Source organism: Paraburkholderia sp. J63, assembly GCF_905220245.1.
Lineage (GTDB): Bacteria > Pseudomonadota > Gammaproteobacteria > Burkholderiales > Burkholderiaceae > Paraburkholderia.
In genome coordinates this window covers 183,244-199,985 of record NZ_CAJMZF010000013.1, presented here as the reverse complement: position 1 = coordinate 199,985, position 16,742 = coordinate 183,244, and the positions used below count along the sequence as shown (strand labels likewise).

Annotated in this window: 17 protein-coding genes; 14 read left to right on the top strand and 3 right to left on the bottom strand. The window is 66.1% G+C overall.

Going from position 1 to position 16,742, the window contains the following annotated elements:
- Positions 1-42: 42 nt before the first annotated feature.
- The gene (locus U5775_RS16955) at positions 43-819 is read right to left on the bottom strand and encodes an enoyl-CoA hydratase (RefSeq protein ID WP_322059235.1); all 777 of its coding nucleotides are present in this window, start codon (positions 817-819) and stop codon (positions 43-45) included.
- A gap of 139 nt (positions 820-958) precedes the next feature.
- On the opposite strand from U5775_RS16955, the gene paaN reads away from it, so the two are divergent.
- The 5 genes from paaN (at position 959) to paaK (ending at position 6,705) form a co-directional block, all read left to right on the top strand.
- On the top strand, positions 959-2,659 hold the full coding sequence (paaN, locus tag U5775_RS16950; RefSeq protein WP_322059234.1) for a phenylacetic acid degradation protein PaaN: 1,701 nt from the start codon (positions 959-961) through the stop codon (positions 2,657-2,659).
- A gap of 97 nt (positions 2,660-2,756) precedes the next feature.
- Positions 2,757-3,959: a 3-oxoadipyl-CoA thiolase gene (gene pcaF / locus U5775_RS16945; protein WP_322059233.1), complete on the top strand. Its 1,203-nt coding sequence runs from the start codon at positions 2,757-2,759 to the stop codon at positions 3,957-3,959.
- Positions 3,960-4,071: 112 nt separating this feature from the next.
- Positions 4,072-4,863: a 2-(1,2-epoxy-1,2-dihydrophenyl)acetyl-CoA isomerase PaaG gene (paaG, locus tag U5775_RS16940; protein WP_322059232.1), complete on the top strand. Its 792-nt coding sequence runs from the start codon at positions 4,072-4,074 to the stop codon at positions 4,861-4,863.
- Positions 4,864-4,876: 13 nt separating this feature from the next.
- Positions 4,877-5,338, top strand: coding sequence for a hydroxyphenylacetyl-CoA thioesterase PaaI (paaI, locus tag U5775_RS16935; RefSeq protein ID WP_322059231.1), 462 nt, complete (start codon positions 4,877-4,879; stop codon positions 5,336-5,338).
- A gap of 68 nt (positions 5,339-5,406) precedes the next feature.
- Positions 5,407-6,705 carry a phenylacetate--CoA ligase PaaK gene (gene paaK, locus U5775_RS16930; protein ID WP_322059230.1) on the top strand — a complete coding sequence of 433 codons (1,299 nt, stop codon included), beginning with the start codon at positions 5,407-5,409 and terminating at the stop codon, positions 6,703-6,705.
- A 167-nt stretch (positions 6,706-6,872) separates the two neighbouring features.
- Here the strand turns inward: paaK and U5775_RS16925 are convergent, their stop codons facing one another.
- The gene (locus U5775_RS16925; protein WP_322059229.1) at positions 6,873-7,991 is read right to left on the bottom strand and encodes a murein transglycosylase A; all 1,119 of its coding nucleotides are present in this window, start codon (positions 7,989-7,991) and stop codon (positions 6,873-6,875) included.
- Positions 7,992-8,214: 223 nt separating this feature from the next.
- Between U5775_RS16925 and U5775_RS16920 the strand changes: the two genes are divergently transcribed.
- Positions 8,215-8,355, top strand: coding sequence for a hypothetical protein (locus U5775_RS16920; RefSeq protein ID WP_322059228.1), 141 nt, complete (start codon positions 8,215-8,217; stop codon positions 8,353-8,355).
- A gap of 34 nt (positions 8,356-8,389) precedes the next feature.
- Here U5775_RS16920 and apaG read toward each other — a convergent pair whose 3' ends face one another.
- Complete coding sequence (gene apaG / locus U5775_RS16915) at positions 8,390-8,764, bottom strand: Co2+/Mg2+ efflux protein ApaG (protein WP_028208771.1); 375 nt, start codon at positions 8,762-8,764, stop codon at positions 8,390-8,392.
- 279 nt (positions 8,765-9,043) lie between these two features.
- Between apaG and rpe the strand changes: the two genes are divergently transcribed.
- The 8 genes from rpe (at position 9,044) to U5775_RS16875 (ending at position 16,652) form a co-directional block, all read left to right on the top strand.
- On the top strand, positions 9,044-9,745 hold the full coding sequence (gene rpe, locus U5775_RS16910) for a ribulose-phosphate 3-epimerase (protein WP_322059245.1): 702 nt from the start codon (positions 9,044-9,046) through the stop codon (positions 9,743-9,745).
- Complete coding sequence (locus U5775_RS16905; protein WP_322059227.1) at positions 9,742-10,449, top strand: phosphoglycolate phosphatase; 708 nt, start codon at positions 9,742-9,744, stop codon at positions 10,447-10,449. Before rpe ends, U5775_RS16905 begins: the two co-directional genes overlap by 4 nt.
- A 531-nt stretch (positions 10,450-10,980) precedes the next feature.
- A complete protein-coding gene (trpE, locus tag U5775_RS16900; protein ID WP_322059226.1) occupies positions 10,981-12,474 on the top strand; it encodes an anthranilate synthase component I in 1,494 nt (497 codons plus the stop codon).
- 14 nt (positions 12,475-12,488) lie between these two features.
- A complete protein-coding gene (locus U5775_RS16895; RefSeq protein ID WP_322059225.1) occupies positions 12,489-13,070 on the top strand; it encodes an aminodeoxychorismate/anthranilate synthase component II in 582 nt (193 codons plus the stop codon).
- 22 nt (positions 13,071-13,092) lie between these two features.
- Positions 13,093-14,124 carry an anthranilate phosphoribosyltransferase gene (gene trpD, locus U5775_RS16890; RefSeq protein WP_322059224.1) on the top strand — a complete coding sequence of 344 codons (1,032 nt, stop codon included), beginning with the start codon at positions 13,093-13,095 and terminating at the stop codon, positions 14,122-14,124.
- Positions 14,125-14,171: 47 nt separating this feature from the next.
- Positions 14,172-14,957 carry an indole-3-glycerol phosphate synthase TrpC gene (trpC, locus tag U5775_RS16885; RefSeq protein WP_322059223.1) on the top strand — a complete coding sequence of 262 codons (786 nt, stop codon included), beginning with the start codon at positions 14,172-14,174 and terminating at the stop codon, positions 14,955-14,957.
- A 12-nt stretch (positions 14,958-14,969) separates the two neighbouring features.
- Positions 14,970-15,596, top strand: a complete 627-nt coding sequence (locus U5775_RS16880) for a CYTH domain-containing protein (RefSeq protein ID WP_322059222.1) — start codon at positions 14,970-14,972, stop codon at positions 15,594-15,596.
- A gap of 303 nt (positions 15,597-15,899) precedes the next feature.
- A complete protein-coding gene (locus U5775_RS16875; RefSeq protein ID WP_322059244.1) occupies positions 15,900-16,652 on the top strand; it encodes a uracil-DNA glycosylase in 753 nt (250 codons plus the stop codon).
- Positions 16,653-16,742 lie beyond the last annotated feature (90 nt).

Below are 16,742 nucleotides of genomic sequence, written 5' to 3'. Positions count from 1 at the left end.
ATTGCCGCCCGCTCACGCCGGCGGCGCCCACGCTATCGCTACTTACTTGTTCTTGAATACAGGCTTGCGCTTCTCCACGAAGGCCGCCATCCCCTCCTTCTGATCCTCGGTCGCAAAGAGCGAGTGGAACATACGGCGCTCGAAGTGCACCCCTTCGGCGAGCGTCGTTTCGTACGCACGATTCACCGCCTCCTTGGCCATCATGACAGCGGGCAGCGAGTACTCGCTGATCGTCGTGGCCGCGGCAAGCGCTTCGTTCAGGAGATCCGCCGCAGGAATCACGCGCGACACCAACCCCGCACGCTCCGCCTCCGCCGCATCCATCATGCGCGCGGTCAGACACAGATCCATCGCCTTGGCCTTCGATACCGCGCGCGGCAGGCGCTGCGTGCCGCCCGCGCCCGGAATCACGCCCAGCTTGATTTCAGGCTGCCCAAACTTCGCGGTGTCCGCGGCAAGGATGATGTCGCACATCATCGCCAGCTCGCAGCCGCCACCCAGCGCAAAGCCCGCGACGGCGGCAATGATCGGCTTGCGGATCGTGCGGATCGTCTCCCAGTTACGCGTGATGTAGTCGCCCTTGTAGACATCCATGAAGCTGTAGCTCGCCATCATGCCGATGTCGGCGCCCGCCGCGAACGCTTTCTCGCTGCCAGTAATGACGATCGCACCGATGCCCTCGTCCGCATCGAACGCCTTCAGCGCCGCGCCCACTTCGTCGATCAACGCATCGTTCAGCGCGTTGAGCGCCTTCGGGCGGTTCAACGTGATCAGGCCGACTTTGCCGCGCGTCTCGACCAGGATGTTTTCGTACCCCATACGTCCTCCTTCCATCAAAGAAAAGTCCCTAAAAAAATTTTTTACGCCGAAGTTTGACTAATGCTAACATTCACCAACCAACCGGTCGGTCAATTAATTGACACGGGCCTCCTCCAAACCTCTCAATCAACGTTGCGCCATGACACATCCGTTGTTCGCCAAGCACGAAGCCGTGCTGCAAAAAGCGCTTGCCGCTATCGAGACGCGTGGCTACTGGAGCCCGTTCGCCGAAATGCCGAGCCCCAAAGTGTACGGTGAATCTGCGAGCGCAGATGGTGAAGCCGCGTTCAAGGCACACCTGAATCGCACCTTCGAACTCGACCAGCCGGGCACCGGCGAAACCGTAGGCAGCGAGAGCTCGCCGTTCGGCTTCGCGCTCGGTGCCCGCTATCCGAAGTCGACGCCCGATCAACTCATCGAAGCCGCCCAAAAGGCGCAGCGCGACTGGCGCGCCGCTGGCCCGCAGGCGTGGGTGGGCGTGAGCCTCGAAATCCTCGAACGCCTGAACCGCGCGAGCTTCGAAATTGCCTTCAGCGTGATGCACACGACGGGCCAGGCGTTCATGATGGCCTTCCAGGCAGGCGGCCCGCACGCCCAGGACCGCGCGCTCGAGGCCGTGACCTACGCGTGGGACCAGCTGCGCCGCATTCCCGCCGACGCGCACTGGGAAAAACCGCAAGGCAAGAATCCGCCGCTCGCGATGCAAAAGCGCTTCACCGTCGTGCCGCGCGGCACCGGTCTCGTGCTCGGCTGCTGCACATTCCCGACCTGGAACGGCTACCCCGGCCTGTTCGCCGATCTGGCGACGGGCAACACGGTCATCGTCAAGCCGCACCCGGGCGCGATCCTGCCGCTCGCCGTCACCGTGCGCATCGCGCGCGAGGTGCTGCGCGAAGCCGGTTTCGATCCGAACGTGGTCACGCTGCTCGCCACCGATCCCAACGACGGCGCGCTCGTTCAGCAGCTCGCGCTGCGCCCCGAGATCAAGCTGATCGACTTCACCGGCAGCACGCAGAACGGCGACTGGCTCGAACAGCACGCGCACCAGGCGCAGGTCTACACCGAAAAGGCCGGCGTGAACCAGATCGTGATCGATTCCGTGGCCGACCTGAAGGCCGCCGCGCGCAACATCGCGTTCTCGCTCTCGCTCTATTCGGGCCAGATGTGTACGGCGCCGCAGAACATCTATGTGCCGCGCGACGGTATTCAGACCGCCGAAGGTCACGTGAGCTTCGAGGCCGTCGCGCAGATGATCGCCGGCGCCGTGCAGAAGTTCGTGGCCGATCCCGCCCGCGCCGTGGAAGTGCTCGGCGCGATCCAGAACGACGGCGTCACGGCGCGTATCGCCGAAGCGCGCAAGCTGGGCACCGTGCTGGCCGACAGCCAGTCGCTCGAACATCCGCAATTCGCCGGTGCACGCGTGCGCACGCCGCTCGTGCTCTCGCTCGATGCCGCGCGCGACGCCGTCTCGTTCACGCGCGAATGGTTCGGCCCGATCTCGTTCGTGATCGCCACCGACTCGACGGCGCAGTCGCTCGATCTGGCCGGCGTGACCGCACGCGACCACGGCGCGCTCACGCTCTCGGTCTACAGCACCGACGACGCCGTGATCGAAGCCGCCCACGAAGCCGCGATCACCGGCGGCGTGGCGCTCTCGATCAACCTCACGGGCGGCGTGTTCGTGAACCAGTCCGCCGCTTTCTCGGATTTCCACGGCACCGGCGCGAACCCGGCCGCAAACGCCGCGCTGGCCGACGCCGCATTCGTGGCGAACCGCTTCCGCGTCGTTCAGAGCCGCGTTCATGTTGAACCGAAAGCGGCTCCGGTTGCAGTCGGCTAAACGGTCTATGCCGTTTGGCCGAATGGCGCCCCACTCCCCGTCCCTCTAGCATGTTCGGCACGAGCGCAATTCCGCGCTCGTGCAGCAGGAATCCGAGATGACCGAAGCCTATATCTGCGACGCGGTTCGCACTCCGTTTGGCCGCTACGGCGGCGCCCTGAAAGACGTGCGCGCCGACGACCTCGCCGCCGTGCCCATTCGCGCGCTCGTCGAGCGCAATCCCGACGTGGACTGGAGCGCGCTCGACGACGTGCTCTATGGCTGCGCCAACCAGGCCGGCGAAGACAATCGCAACGTCGCGCGCATGGCCGCACTGCTCGCGGGCCTGCCCACTGAGGCGCCCGGCGGCACGCTCAACCGCCTGTGCGGCTCGGGCCTCGACGCCATCGGCAGCGCCGCGCGCGCCATCAAGGCCGGCGAAGCGCGCCTGATGATCGCGGGCGGCGTGGAAAGCATGACGCGCGCGCCGTTCGTGATGGGCAAGGCCGCATCGGCGTTCTCGCGCGACGCCGCCGTCTACGACACCACGATCGGCTGGCGTTTCGTGAACAAGCTGATGAAGCAGCAATACGGCATCGATTCGATGCCCGAAACTGCGGAAAACGTCGCGGTCGAGTTCGACATCAGCCGCGCCGATCAGGATGCGTTTGCGCTGCGCAGCCAGCAGAAGGCCGCCCGGGCGCAGAAAGACGGCACGCTCGCCCAGGAAATCGTCGCGGTCGAGATCGCGCAAAAGAAAGGCGATCCTGTGCGCGTGACGCTCGACGAGCATCCGCGCGAAACGTCGCTCGAAGCGCTCGGCAAGCTCAAAGGCGTAGTGAAGCCCGACGGCACGGTCACGGCCGGCAATGCTTCGGGCGTCAACGACGGCGCCTGCGCGCTGCTGCTCGCGAACGAAGAAGCCGCGACCCAGTACGGCCTGCGCCGCCGCGCACGCGTGCTCGGCATGACGACGGCCGGCGTCGCGCCGCGCATCATGGGCTTCGGTCCCGCGCCCGCCGTGCAAAAGCTGCTCAAGCAGCTGGGCATGACGCTCGACCAGTTCGACGTGATCGAGCTCAACGAAGCATTTGCGTCGCAAGGCCTCGCGGTCCTGCGCGCACTCGGTATCGCCGACGACGATCCGCGCGTGAACCCGAACGGCGGCGCCATTGCGCTGGGCCATCCGCTCGGCGCATCGGGCGCGCGGCTCGTCACGACGGCGCTGCATCAGCTCGAACGCACCCAGGGGCGCTACGCGCTTTGCACGATGTGCATCGGTGTCGGCCAGGGCATTGCGCTGGCGATCGAGCGCGTCTGAGCAGCGCGCCGGGGAACGGCGCAATGACCCGCCGCGCCAGGTGCGGCCGACAGCTTTGCATGGGGCCACGCCAGGCAATACAGCGCCTGGCATGGCCAACAAGGAGACAACGATGCCCTACGATGCGATCCGCGTCGAAATCGACGCACCCACGCGCGTGGCCACGATCACGCTGAACCGCCCGGACAAGCTCAACAGCTTCACGCGCGCCATGCACCGCGAACTCGCCGCGGCGCTCGACGAAGTGGCCGCAGCCGGCGCGCGCGCGCTGGTGCTGACCGGCGCGGGCCGCAGCTTCTGTGCCGGCCAGGATCTCGCCGACCTCGATTTCACGCCCGGCGCAATGACCGACCTGGGCGCGCTGATCGACGAGCATTTCAACCCGCTGATCAAGCGCCTGCAAGCGCTGCCGATGCCCATCATCGCCGCCGTCAACGGCACGGCGGCGGGCGCGGGCGCGAATCTCGCGTTCGCCTGCGACCTGGTGCTCGCCGCGCGTTCCGCCAGCTTCATTCAGGCGTTCGTGAAGATCGGCCTCGTGCCCGACTCGGGCGGCACGTGGTTCCTGCCGAAGCGCGTGGGCATGGCGCGCGCGCTCGGCCTCGCCATGACGGGCGAGAAGCTCGGCGCCGAAAAAGCCGAAAGCTGGGGCCTCGTCTGGCAGGTGACGGACGACGCCGAGCTCGCCACGACGGCCACGGCGCTCGCCGCGCAACTCGCGAAGCAGCCCACACGCGCCATCGTCGCCACGCGCGAAGCGTTGCGCGCCTCGGCCACGAATACGCTCGATGCGCAACTCGATCTCGAGCGCGACCTGCAGCGCGAGCTGGGCGCCTCGCATGACTACGCAGAAGGCGTGCAGGCCTTCATCGAAAAGCGCGCGCCGCGCTTCGAGGGCCGTTGATATGAACGCATCGATGTCAACGCCCGCCACGGCGCTCGCCAGCATGACGCCCGACGAACTCGCCCGCGCCACGGCGCAAGCCATGTACGAAGCGGACGGCTGCAGCCGCGCGCTCGGCATGGAACTGCTCGAAGTGCGCGCGGGCTACGCGCGCCTCTCCATGGCCGTGCGCCCCGAGTTCCTCAATGGTCATCAGATCTGCCACGGCGGCCTGATCTTCACGCTCGCCGACTCGACCTTCGCATTCGCCTGTAACTCGTACAACGTGAACACCGTCGCCGCGGGTTGCTCGATCGAATTCCTGCGGCCGGTTCAGCCCGACGACGTGCTCACCGCCGAAGCCGTCGAGCAGGTGCTTTCGGGACGCAACGGCATCTACGACATCCGCGTAACGAACCGCGCAGGCGAAGCCGTCGCCATGTTCAGAGGCAAGTCCGCGCAGATTCGCGGCAACGTGATTCCCGTTGCGGAGTAACGCGGCGCACCGCGATCCGCATGACCCGCATTCCATCAGTGAAATCAGTGAAGTTTCAGGAGACATCGATGACTACCACGCTGCCGCTCGAGCCCATCGAAACGGCCAGCCGCGACGAACTCGCGGCGCTTCAGCTCGAACGGCTGAAATGGTCGATCAATCACGCGTACGAGAATTCGCCCGTCTATCGCCGCAAGTTCGACGAAGCCGGCGTGCATCCATCCGAACTGAAGTCGCTCGCCGACCTCGCGCGCTTCCCGTTCACGACCAAGAAGGATTTGCGCGACAGCTATCCGTTCGGGATGTTCGCGGTGCCACAGGACCAGATCTCGCGCATTCACGCGTCGTCGGGCACGACCGGCAAGCCGACCGTCGTCGCCTACACGGCGCGCGACATCGACACCTGGGCGAATCTCGTCGCGCGTTCGGTGCGCGCGGCGGGGGCGCGTCGCGGCGACAAGGTGCACATCAGCTACGGCTACGGTCTCTTTACGGGCGGTCTCGGCGCGCACTACGGCGCGGAGCGCGCGGGCCTCACGGTGATCCCGTTCGGCGGCGGCCAGACCGAAAAGCAGGTCCAGCTGATCCAGGACTTCCGCCCCGACATCATCATGGTCACGCCGAGCTACATGCTCGCCATCGCCGACGAAATGGAGCGCCAGGGCATCGATCCGGCCACGTGCTCGTTGCGCATCGGCATTTTCGGCGCGGAGCCGTGGACCAACGACATGCGCACGGCCATCGAGCAGCGCATGGGCATCACGGCAGTCGACATCTACGGTCTCTCCGAAGTGATGGGTCCTGGCGTGGCCTCCGAGTGCGCGGAAACCAAGGACGGTCCGACGATCTGGGAAGACCACTTCTATCCCGAGATCATCAATCCGGAGACGGGCGAAGTGCTGCCCGACGGCGAGTTCGGCGAACTGGTCTTCACCTCGCTCACGAAAGAAGCGCTGCCCATCGTCCGCTATCGCACGCGCGACCTCACGCGTCTGCTGCCCGGCACGGCGCGCACCATGCGCCGCATGGAAAAGATCACGGGCCGCTCGGACGACATGCTCATCATCCGCGGCGTGAACGTGTTCCCCACGCAGATCGAGGAGCTGCTGCTCAAGCAGTCCGCGCTCGCGCCGCACTATCAGATCGTCCTGACCAAGGAAGGTCCGATGGACGTCATGACGCTCAACGTCGAGCCGTGTCCCGAAACCGCGCCCGACTATGGCGCGCTCGACGCAGCCAGCAAGGCGCTTGCCTATGACATCAAGGCGCTGATCGGCGTGACCGCGAAGATCCAGGTGCTCGATGTGAACGGCATCGAGCGCTCGGTGGGCAAGGCGAGGCGCGTGATCGACAAGCGGCCGAAGTAAGTCGCCTCGAAGTACGTCGCCTGTGTGCGCGCTCCGTGCAGGAGGTCGCGCGTCGATCGACCAATTGCACGGATTGCGCTGAAAACCCGCAATCGGCGCGCGAAAATGAAAAAGCCGGCGTCTGTTCAGATCGCCGGCTTTTTCACGTCCTCACCTCGGCGCAACGCTTACGAGTTCGGGAACAGCAGCCACATGCGGCCGCCCTGCTTCATCTTGCCGGCCAGATCGCCGGCGTCGTCGCCGAGTCCCCAGAAATAGTCGGCGCGCACACCGCCCTTGATCGCCGTGCCCGTGTCCTGCGCGAACACGAGCCGGTTGAGCGGCGTGTTCGTGAGCGGGCGCGTGGTCTGAAGAAAGACCGGCGTGCCGAGCGGAATCGACGACGGGTCGACCGCGATCGAGCGCTCCGGCGTGAGCGGCACGCCCAGCGCGCCGATCGGGCCATCGGCGCCGCCTTGCGGTGCGCTTTCGCCGGACGGCATCTCGCGGAAGAACACGAAGCGCGGATTGGTGTCGAGCAGCGCATCGACGCGTGTCGGATTCGCGCGCGCCCATGCCTTGATGCCCTGCATGGTGGCCTGGGCGGGCGTGAGCTCGCCGCGATCGAGCAGCCAGCGGCCGATCGATTTGTACGGCTGATTGTTGGTGCCGCCGAAGCCCACGCGCATCACGCTGCCATCTTCCATGACGACGCGGCCCGACCCTTGCACTTGCAGGAAGAACGCCTCGATCGGATCGTCGACCCATACGAGTTCGTTGCCGTTCAGCAGACCCGAGCGCTCGAGCTGCGCGCGCGGCGGCAGCGCGGCGCCCGCGCGATAGCCCGAAGGCCAGCGATACAGCGCCGTCTGATAGACGCCGTGACGCGTGCGCGAGCCGTGCAACAGCGGCTCGTAGTAGCCGGTCACGAGACCATCCAGCGTGCCGTCATTGTTGGCGAATTGATAGGGCGTGAAGTAGGTCTCGAAAAAGGTCCGGGTGCCGGAAGCGTCGAGATCGTCGAGTTGCGAGGCCGCCGCGCACGCGCGCTGCCAGCGCGGCTCGCGCGCGAGCCGCGTGCAGTTCTCGCGCAGCGCCGCCGTGGCACCGATCAGCGAATCGTCCTGCCAGCCCGGCACCTGCTGCCACGCAACGGGCGTGAGGCGCGCGGCGGCGATCTGCCCCGGCAGCGTGGGCGTGCCCTTGGGCGCGGTGGTGCGCACGTAGCTCGGGCCGCCGCACGCTGCGAGCAATGCCGCCAGCGAAAGCGCGCCGATCCAACCGGGAACCCGGCCGCGAAGCTGCATCGCACCGTGTCCCGCGCGAATTGCGAAAAGGCGGTGCGCACCCTCGCGCACAACCCCGCGCACGACCGTTAATCCCGGCATCACGCCGAAATGACGGGGCGATTCTGGCGCACAATCTGACGCCAACGCGCGCGCCGGCGAATGTGCCGACGCCGCGCTCATGCCAGGCCCCCGTTTGCGTCCCGAACGCCGCCGGGAATCATTGTTTTCGATGGATGCCACCATGTCAGATCTGCTCGACCAATACCCGATGCTCATATTTGGGCTGGAAGCGCTGCTCGCGCTGTTCCTGTTGATTTTCATCGTTGTGTGGACCGCGTCAGGCAGGAAAAAGCGAGCCCCGCACGACCGGCGTCAGGACTAGCAGACCGCGAATACGGGTAACGGTTCAAAGAGGTTCAGTGCAGCGTGCGCGGCATGCGCAGGACGAACTCGGGTACGGGCGCCTCGAAGCGCTCGGCGTCCTCGGCCACGCAGAAGTACTCGCCGCGCATGGTGCCCACGGGCGTGGCGATCACGGCCCAGCTCGTGTACTCGAACTGCTCGCCCGGCTTCAGAAGCGGCTGATGCCCGACGACGCCGAGCCCCTTCACTTCCTGCACGTGATTTTCGCTGTCGGTGATGACCCAGTGCCGCGCGATGAGCTGTGCGCTCACCTGGCCCGTGTTGCGAATGGTCAGCGTGTACGCGAAGGCGTATTGCCTGCGCTCCGGGTCCGATTCTTCGGGCAGGTAGCGCACCTGCGAGGTCACGCTGAATTCGTACTGGCTCATCCTTGTTCCAGGTGCCTGGCCTTTCGGCCGGTATCACGGTCGTCTGCCACGCGCACGGCGCACGCGTAGCCATCATCGTCGAGACGCCCTCCGTGCAAGGCACCGGGGCGCGCAATCCCGCCACGCGGGACATATGGAAGTGCATTCTGCTTCATGCGGACAGCACCCGCAACCCGGCACAGCCCGGGCGAACCGCGCACGAAACTGCCGCGCAGCGCCCAGCCGCCCGCCTGCCTGACGGTAAAATACGGTTTTTCCGTCAGTTTTCCGATTCCCGCCGTGACGCAATTCCGCATCGCCCCCAGCATCCTTTCCGCCGACTTCGCGCGTCTTGGCGAGGAAGTCCGCAACGTCGTCGCCGCCGGCGCCGACTGGATCCACTTCGACGTGATGGACAATCATTACGTGCCGAACCTTACGATCGGCCCGCTCGTGTGCGAGGCGATCCGGCCACACGTGAACGTGCCCATCGACGTGCATCTGATGGTGCGCCCCGTCGACCGCATCGTGCCCGACTTCGCCAAGGCCGGCGCGAACCTGATCAGCTTTCACCCCGAAGGCTCGGATCACATCGACCGCACGCTCTCGCTGATCCGCGACCACGGCTGCAAGGCCGGCCTCGTGTTCAACCCGGCCACGCCGCTGAACTACCTCGACCACGTGATGGACAAGCTCGACCTCGTCCTGATCATGTCGGTGAACCCGGGCTTCGGCGGCCAGTCGTTCATTCCCGAAGCGCTCAACAAGCTGCGCGAGGCGCGCGCGAAGATCGACGCCTACACGGCGCGCACGGGCCGCGAGATCCATCTCGAAGTCGACGGCGGCGTGAAGGTCGACAACATCGCCGAAATCGCGGCCGCGGGCGCGGACACCTTCGTAGCGGGCTCGGCGATCTTCGGCAAGCCCGACTACAAGGCCGTGATCGACCAGATGCGCGCGCAGCTCGCGAGCGTGAACGCCCCCGCCGGCAACGCGCAATGAGTGCGCCGATCCGGTTCAATGCGCCGCGCATCGAAGCGGCGCTGATCGACCTCGACGGCACCATGGTCGACACCGCCGACGACTTCGCCGCGGGCCTGAACGGCATGCTCGCGCAGCTCGACGCCGAAGAAACCACGCGCGAGGAAGTGATGGGCTACGTGGGCAAGGGCTCGGAGCATCTGATCCGCAGCGTGCTCGCGCCGCGCTTTCACGCCGGGCACGCCGAGGCGCGCTTCGACGAAGCGCTCGCGCTCTATCAGGACGAGTACGCGAAGATCAACGGCCGCCACACGCGTCTGTATCCGGGCGTGGAGGCGGGTCTTGCCGCGCTGCGCGACGCGGGCATCAAGCTCGCGTGCGTGACCAACAAGCCGCATCGCTTCGCGGTCGAGCTGCTGCAGCAATACGGTCTCGTGCAGTACTTCGAGGTCGTGCTGGGCGGCGACAGCCTGCCGAAGAAAAAGCCCGACCCGCTGCCCATGCTCACCGCGTGCGAGCGTCTCTCCGTGCCGCCGCAAGCGGCGGTGGCCATCGGCGATTCGGAGAACGATGCGCTTGCGGGCCGTGCGGCCGGCATGGCCACGCTCACGGTGCCGTACGGCTACAATCACGGCCAGCCTGTACAAAAAATTGAGTCGGATGGTATAGTTGCCACGCTGCTCGACGCCGCCAAGGCTGTCGCAGCGCACAATCTTCTGACCTGAGTCCCGTACTTACCGTCACCTTACCCTCATGTTTCTGAATAAAAAACGGAGTCTGAGCAGCATCGACCGGGGAGCCTGGCCCTGGCGTCGCTGGTCGCGCTAACCTCTCCCGAGGTTCGCTGAAGTTTCGCTGCCCTCGCGCAAGCCCTTCTTCAGCTCCGTTTTTTACTTCGCTGCGCGTTTCGCGCGTGTCTCGACTCTATAAATTGTTGCGCTAACCCGTCGGCGGGTCCGGCCGTGGTGCTTCGCTGTCCTTGCGTGTGGTTTCGTCGTTCGTAAGTTGTCCTCGACGCCGCCCACCTGCCAGGGCACGCTAACGCCTGGGCCTCGCACCCGTCGCCGCGATGCCGCAACTGGCCTGGCAAGCGCGTTTGCGATGCCGGGCAGCATGAGCAACGAGCGAGCCGCAAACGATCGCCAGCGCAATCAAGCACTCAAAACAGACGCCATCGCGCACACGCCGCGCCCCTTTTTGAGCCGCACTGGGCCCGCACCCGACGTCGCGACCGGCAGCACGCACAGGATCGGAACATGACCGAACTCGAATTCCAGTCCCTCGCCAACGAGGGCTACAACCGCATCCCGCTGATCGCCGAAGCGCTCGCCGATCTCGAAACGCCGCTCTCGCTGTATCTGAAGCTCGCGCAGCCCGAGCGCGGCGGGGCCAACTCGTTCCTGCTCGAATCCGTGGTGGGCGGCGAGCGTTTCGGGCGCTACTCGTTCATCGGCCTGCCCGCGCGCTCGCTGATCCGCACGCGCAATGGCGTCTCGGAAGTCGTGCGCGACGGCCAGGTCACGGAAACCCACGACGGCGATCCGCTCGAATTCATCGCGCAATACCAGGCGCGCTTCAAGGTCGCGCAGCGCCCCGGCCTGCCGCGCTTCTGCGGCGGCCTCGCGGGCTACTTCGGCTACGACGCGGTGCGCTACATCGAGAAAAAGCTCGCCGATACCTGCCCGCCCGACGACCTCGGCCTGCCCGATATCCAGCTGCTGCTGACCGAAGAAGTCGCGGTCATCGACAATCTCGCGGGCAAGCTTTACCTGATCGTCTACGCCGATCCTCAGACGCCCGAGGCCTACACGAAGGCCAGGCACCGCCTGCGCGAACTCAAGCAACGCCTGCGCACGACGGTGCAGCCGCCGGTTACGTCGGCGAGCGTGCGCACCGAGACCTATCGCGAGTTCAAGAAGGACGATTACCTCGCCGCCGTGCGCAAGGCGAAGGAATACGTCGCCGCGGGCGAGCTGATGCAGGTGCAGGTCGGCCAGCGCATCAGCAAGCCGTATCGCGACAATCCGCTGTCGCTCTATCGCGCGCTGCGTTCGCTGAACCCGTCGCCGTACATGTACTACTACAACTTCGGCGACTTCCACGTGGTGGGCGCCTCGCCCGAGATCCTGGTGCGCCAGGAGCAGCGCGGCGAGGACCGCATCGTGACGATCCGTCCGCTCGCGGGCACGCGTCCGCGCGGCAACACGCCCGAGCGCGACGCCGAGCTCGCGACCGAGCTGCTCAACGATCCGAAGGAGATCGCCGAGCACGTGATGCTGATCGACCTCGCGCGCAACGACGTGGGCCGCATCGCCGAGATCGGTTCGGTGGCCGTGACCGATCAGATGGTCATCGAAAAATACTCGCACGTGCAGCACATCGTGAGTTCCGTCGAAGGCAAGCTCAAGCCCGGCATGAACAACTTCGACGTGCTGCGCGCGACCTTCCCGGCCGGCACGCTCTCGGGTGCGCCCAAGGTGCGCGCGATGGAACTGATCGACGAGCTCGAACCGGTCAAGCGCGGTCTCTACGGCGGCGCGGTCGGCTATCTCTCGTTCAACGGCGAGATGGATCTCGCGATTGCGATCCGCACCGGCCTCATTCACAACGGCAATCTGTACGTGCAGGCCGCGGCGGGCATCGTCGCCGATTCGGTGCCCGAGTCCGAATGGCTGGAAACCGAGAACAAGGCGCGCGCGGTGCTGCGCGCCGCCGAGCAGGTGCAGGACGGCCTCGACAGCGACTTCTGAGCGGAGACAAGACCATGTTGCTCATGATCGACAATTACGATTCGTTTACCTACAACATCGTCCAGTACTTCGGCGAGCTTGGCGAAGACGTCCACACGTATCGCAACGACGAAATCACGCTCGACGAAATCCGCAAGCTCAACCCGGAGCGCATCTGCCTCTCGCCCGGACCGAGCAACCCGCAGCACGCGGGCATCACACTCGACGTGCTGCGCGAATTCGCAGGCAAGACGCCGATTCTCGGCGTGTGCCTCGGCCATCAGGCCATCGGCGAGGCGTTCGGCGGGCGCGTCGTGCGCGCGAAGACCATCATGCACGGCAAGGTGAGCCAGATCGAAACCGACTGCAAGGGCGTGTTCGCCGACCTGCCGAAGCATTTCAACGTGACACGCTATCACTCGCTAGCGATCGAGCGCGAGTCGCTGCCCGACTGCCTCGAAGTCTCGGCATGGACCGACGACGGCGAGATCATGGGCGTACGTCACCGCGAGCTTGCAGTGGAAGGCGTGCAGTTCCATCCGGAATCGATCCTCTCCGAGCACGGCCACGCGCTCTTCGAGAACTTCCTGAAGCAGTCGAAGGCGCGCAGCGCATAACCGGAGCAAAGGAGCCACGGCCATGTCCATTACCCCGCAAGAAGCGCTGCAACGCACGATCGAGCACCGCGAAATCTTCCACGACGAGATGCTGCACCTCATGCGCATGATCATGCGCGGCGAGCTCTCGCCCGTGCTCTCGGCGGCCATCATCACGGGCTTGCGCGTGAAGAAGGAAACCATCGGCGAGATCGCGGCGGCCGCGACCGTGATGCGCGAATTCGCGAATCACGTCGAGGTGAAGGACAACTCGAACTTCATCGACATCGTCGGCACCGGCGGCGATGGTTCGCACACCTTCAATATTTCCACGGCGTCGATGTTCGTCGTGGCAGCGGCGGGCGCGAAGGTCGCCAAGCACGGCAACCGCGGCGTCTCGAGCAAGTCGGGCAGCGCGGACGTGCTCGAAGCGCTCGGCGTGAACATCGACCTGCAGCCCGACCAGGTGGCCGCGTCGATCGCCGAAACGGGCATGGGCTTCATGTTCGCGCCCAATCATCATCCCGCGATGAAGAACATCGCCGCCGTGCGCCGCGAGCTGGGCGTGCGCACGATCTTCAACATCCTCGGGCCGCTCACGAATCCGGCCGGCGCGCCCAATCAGCTGATGGGCGTGTTCCACCCCGACCTCGTCGGCATCCAGGTGCGCGTGATGCAGCGTCTCGGCGCCAGGCACGTGCTCGTGGTGTACGGCAAGGACGGCATGGACGAAGTCTCGCTCGGCGCGGCCACGCTCGTGGGCGAACTCAAGGACGGCCAGATCCGCGAGTACGAGATCCATCCCGAAGACTTCGGCATGCAAATGGTCTCGAACCGTTCGCTCAAGGTCGAAAACGCCGACGAATCGAAGGCGATGCTGCTCGGCGCGCTTTCGAACGAGCCGGGCACGGCGCGCGAGATCGTCACGCTCAATGCGGGCACGGCGCTCTATTCGGCCAACGTCGCGAACTCGATCGCCGACGGCATCGCGCTCGCGCGCGAAACCCTCGCAAGCGGCCGCGCGCGCGCCAAAGTCGACGAACTGGTACGCTTCACGCAACAGTTCAAGCGCTGATCCGCCTGTGATCCAGCACCGTTTTTGCCCGATTTTTGCATAACACCATGAGCGACATCCTCGAAAAAATCATTGCGGTGAAGCGCGAAGAAGTGCGCGCCGCCGAGCAGAGCGCACCGCTCGAAGAACTGCGTCTGGAGGCGAGCGCGCGCGACCTGCGCGATTTCGTCGGCGCATTGCGCGCGAAGCACGACAACGGCCAGGCGGCCGTGATCGCCGAAGTGAAGAAGGCGAGCCCATCGAAGGGCGTGCTGCGCGAAAACTTCGAGCCCGCCGAAATCGCGCGCTCGTATGCCGAACACGGCGCCGCGTGCCTTTCCGTGCTCACCGACGTGCAGTTCTTCCAGGGCAGCGCCGCGTATCTCGAAGCCGCGCGCGCCGCATGCAAGCTGCCGGTGCTGCGCAAGGACTTCATCGTCGATCCGTATCAGATCCTCGAAGCGCGCGCGATGGGCGCCGACGCGATCCTGCTGATCGCCGCCGCGCTCGAACCGGGCCAGATGCGCGACCTCGAAGCGTTCGCGCATTCGCTGGGCCTCGCGGTGCTCGTCGAAGTGCACGATCGCGAAGAGCTCGAGCATGCGCTCACGTTGAAGACGCCGCTCATCGGCATCAACAACCGCAATCTGCGCACTTTCGAGACCACGCTGCAAACCACCATCGACATGCTCGACGACGTGCCCGAAGACCGCATCGTCGTGACCGAGTCGGGCATTCTCTCGCGCGCCGACGTCGAGAAGATGCGCGCGCTCTCCGTGCACACGTTCCTCGTGGGCGAGGCGTTCATGCGCGCGGAGCAGCCCGGCGCGGAACTCGCGCGCATGTTCTTCTGATCGGGCGGCGCGATGGCCATCGAACGCGAAATCAAGCTCGCGCTGCCGCGCGACCAGGTGGACGCGGCGCTGCGTCTGTTCGAGACGCGCGCCGGCGCGCCGGGCCGCGCCATCAGGCTGGAGAACATTTACTTCGACACGCCGTCGCTCGCGCTCGCACGCGCGAAAAGCGCGCTGCGGCTGCGCCGCGCGCCCGAAGGCTGGCTGCAGACGTTCAAGACCGTGGGCGCGGCGCAAAGCGGGCTGCACGAGCGCCACGAGTGGGAAATGCCCGTGGCGGGCGAGGCGCTCGAGATCGGGCGGCTGTTGCAGGAATGCGATGAGGCGGGCGTCTCGACGGCGCTCACGCAAGCTGCCGCCACGCTGATTCCCCTCTTTCGCACCGATTTCACGCGCACGCTGTGGACGCTCGAAGTCGATGGCGCGCAGGTGGAAGCGGCCGTCGATCAAGGCGAGATCACCGCGGACGTGAACGGCGAAATGCGCCGCGCGCCGATCTGCGAAATCGAGCTCGAACTCAAAGGCGGCGACGAGGCCGCGCTGCACACGCTCGCCGACGTGCTGACGAAAGCGCTGCCGGGCCTCGCCCCCGACGACATCAGCAAGGCGCAACGCGGCTACAAGCTGCGCGAAGGCTGAACGCGACGCGGCGCGCGCCGCCGTTCGCGAGCCGAGCCGAACCAAGCCCAGCCCGATTGAATCGCCGCGCGATTCTTGCGACACTTGCCGCCCATGACCTCCACGAAACACACGCGCGCCGCGCCGCCGGTGCAAGCCTCGCTCTTCGACGACGAACCGTTGGAAGCGGCGCTAGCCACGCTCGACGAAACGTCCGCGCCCGAAGTCGATCCGCGCCAGATCACGATCTTCTCGCTGTTCGACGACGACGAATTCCCCGCATCCGTAGCCAGCCCGATGTCCGCCAGCCCATCCGCAGCCGTCATGTCCTCCGAAAAGCCCGCATCGAGCGCCGCGATCACGCGTCTCGAAGACCAGTTCGCCGCGCTGCCCGCCGCGTGGCGCGAATTGCTCTCGCCGTTCGTCGCGAGCGACGCCTACGCGCCGCTATGCCGGTTCGTCGACGACGAGCGTGCCGCGGGCAAGACCGTCTATCCCGCCGATGTATTCCGCGCGCTGCGCCTCACCTCGCCCGACGAAGTGAAAGTGGTGATCCTCGGCCAGGATCCGTATCACGGCGAGGACCGCGGCACGCCGCAGGCGCATGGCCTCGCGTTCTCGGTGCCGCCCGCGGTGCGCCCGCCGCCCTCGCTGCGCAACATCTTCAAGGAGATCGCGGCAAGCCTCGGCATCGCGGCGCCCGCTCACGGCTGTCTCGATGCGTGGGCGCGCCAGGGCGTGCTGCTGCTCAACACGGTGCTCACCGTCGAGCGTGCGAACGCCGCGAGCCATGCGAAGCGCGGCTGGGAGCGCTGCACCGACACGCTGATCCACGAGCTCGCGACGCGTCACGAGCATCTCGTTTTCATGCTCTGGGGCGCCCATGCGCAGAACAAGCGCGCGCTCCTCGGCACGGGCGAACATTGCGTCCTGGAGGCACCGCATCCGTCGCCGCTCTCGGCGCATCGCGGCTTCCTCGGCTGCGGACACTTTGCGCAGGCCAACGACTATCTGACGGCGCATGGCCGCGCGCCGATCGACTGGCGCCTGCCGGACACCGCCGAAGTGCTGGCCTGAAGCGCCGCGCCCGCACACCATTCCCGCACAATAAAAAACGCCACGAAGCGATCTTCGTGGCGTTTTTTATTTACAGCATGCGATGCGGCA

What these genes read in the sequence shown, in the direction of transcription:
- U5775_RS16925 (WP_322059229.1), bottom strand. Translation starts at nt 7,991, where the DNA reads ATGCAGCTTCGCGGCCGGGTTCCCGGTTGGATCGGCGCGCTTTCGCTG.
- paaG (WP_322059232.1), top strand. Translation starts at nt 4,072, where the DNA reads ATGCCCTACGATGCGATCCGCGTCGAAATCGACGCACCCACGCGCGTG.
- apaG (WP_028208771.1), bottom strand. Translation starts at nt 8,764, where the DNA reads ATGAGCCAGTACGAATTCAGCGTGACCTCGCAGGTGCGCTACCTGCCC.
- paaI (WP_322059231.1), top strand. Translation starts at nt 4,877, where the DNA reads ATGTCAACGCCCGCCACGGCGCTCGCCAGCATGACGCCCGACGAACTC.
- trpC (WP_322059223.1), top strand. Translation starts at nt 14,172, where the DNA reads ATGAGCGACATCCTCGAAAAAATCATTGCGGTGAAGCGCGAAGAAGTG.
- U5775_RS16955 (WP_322059235.1), bottom strand. Translation starts at nt 819, where the DNA reads ATGGGGTACGAAAACATCCTGGTCGAGACGCGCGGCAAAGTCGGCCTG.
- U5775_RS16920 (WP_322059228.1), top strand. Translation starts at nt 8,215, where the DNA reads ATGTCAGATCTGCTCGACCAATACCCGATGCTCATATTTGGGCTGGAA.
- paaN (WP_322059234.1), top strand. Translation starts at nt 959, where the DNA reads ATGACACATCCGTTGTTCGCCAAGCACGAAGCCGTGCTGCAAAAAGCG.
- trpE (WP_322059226.1), top strand. Translation starts at nt 10,981, where the DNA reads ATGACCGAACTCGAATTCCAGTCCCTCGCCAACGAGGGCTACAACCGC.
- trpD (WP_322059224.1), top strand. Translation starts at nt 13,093, where the DNA reads ATGTCCATTACCCCGCAAGAAGCGCTGCAACGCACGATCGAGCACCGC.
- pcaF (WP_322059233.1), top strand. Translation starts at nt 2,757, where the DNA reads ATGACCGAAGCCTATATCTGCGACGCGGTTCGCACTCCGTTTGGCCGC.
- U5775_RS16875 (WP_322059244.1), top strand. Translation starts at nt 15,900, where the DNA reads ATGTCCTCCGAAAAGCCCGCATCGAGCGCCGCGATCACGCGTCTCGAA.
- U5775_RS16895 (WP_322059225.1), top strand. Translation starts at nt 12,489, where the DNA reads ATGTTGCTCATGATCGACAATTACGATTCGTTTACCTACAACATCGTC.
- paaK (WP_322059230.1), top strand. Translation starts at nt 5,407, where the DNA reads ATGACTACCACGCTGCCGCTCGAGCCCATCGAAACGGCCAGCCGCGAC.
- U5775_RS16905 (WP_322059227.1), top strand. Translation starts at nt 9,742, where the DNA reads ATGAGTGCGCCGATCCGGTTCAATGCGCCGCGCATCGAAGCGGCGCTG.
- U5775_RS16880 (WP_322059222.1), top strand. Translation starts at nt 14,970, where the DNA reads ATGGCCATCGAACGCGAAATCAAGCTCGCGCTGCCGCGCGACCAGGTG.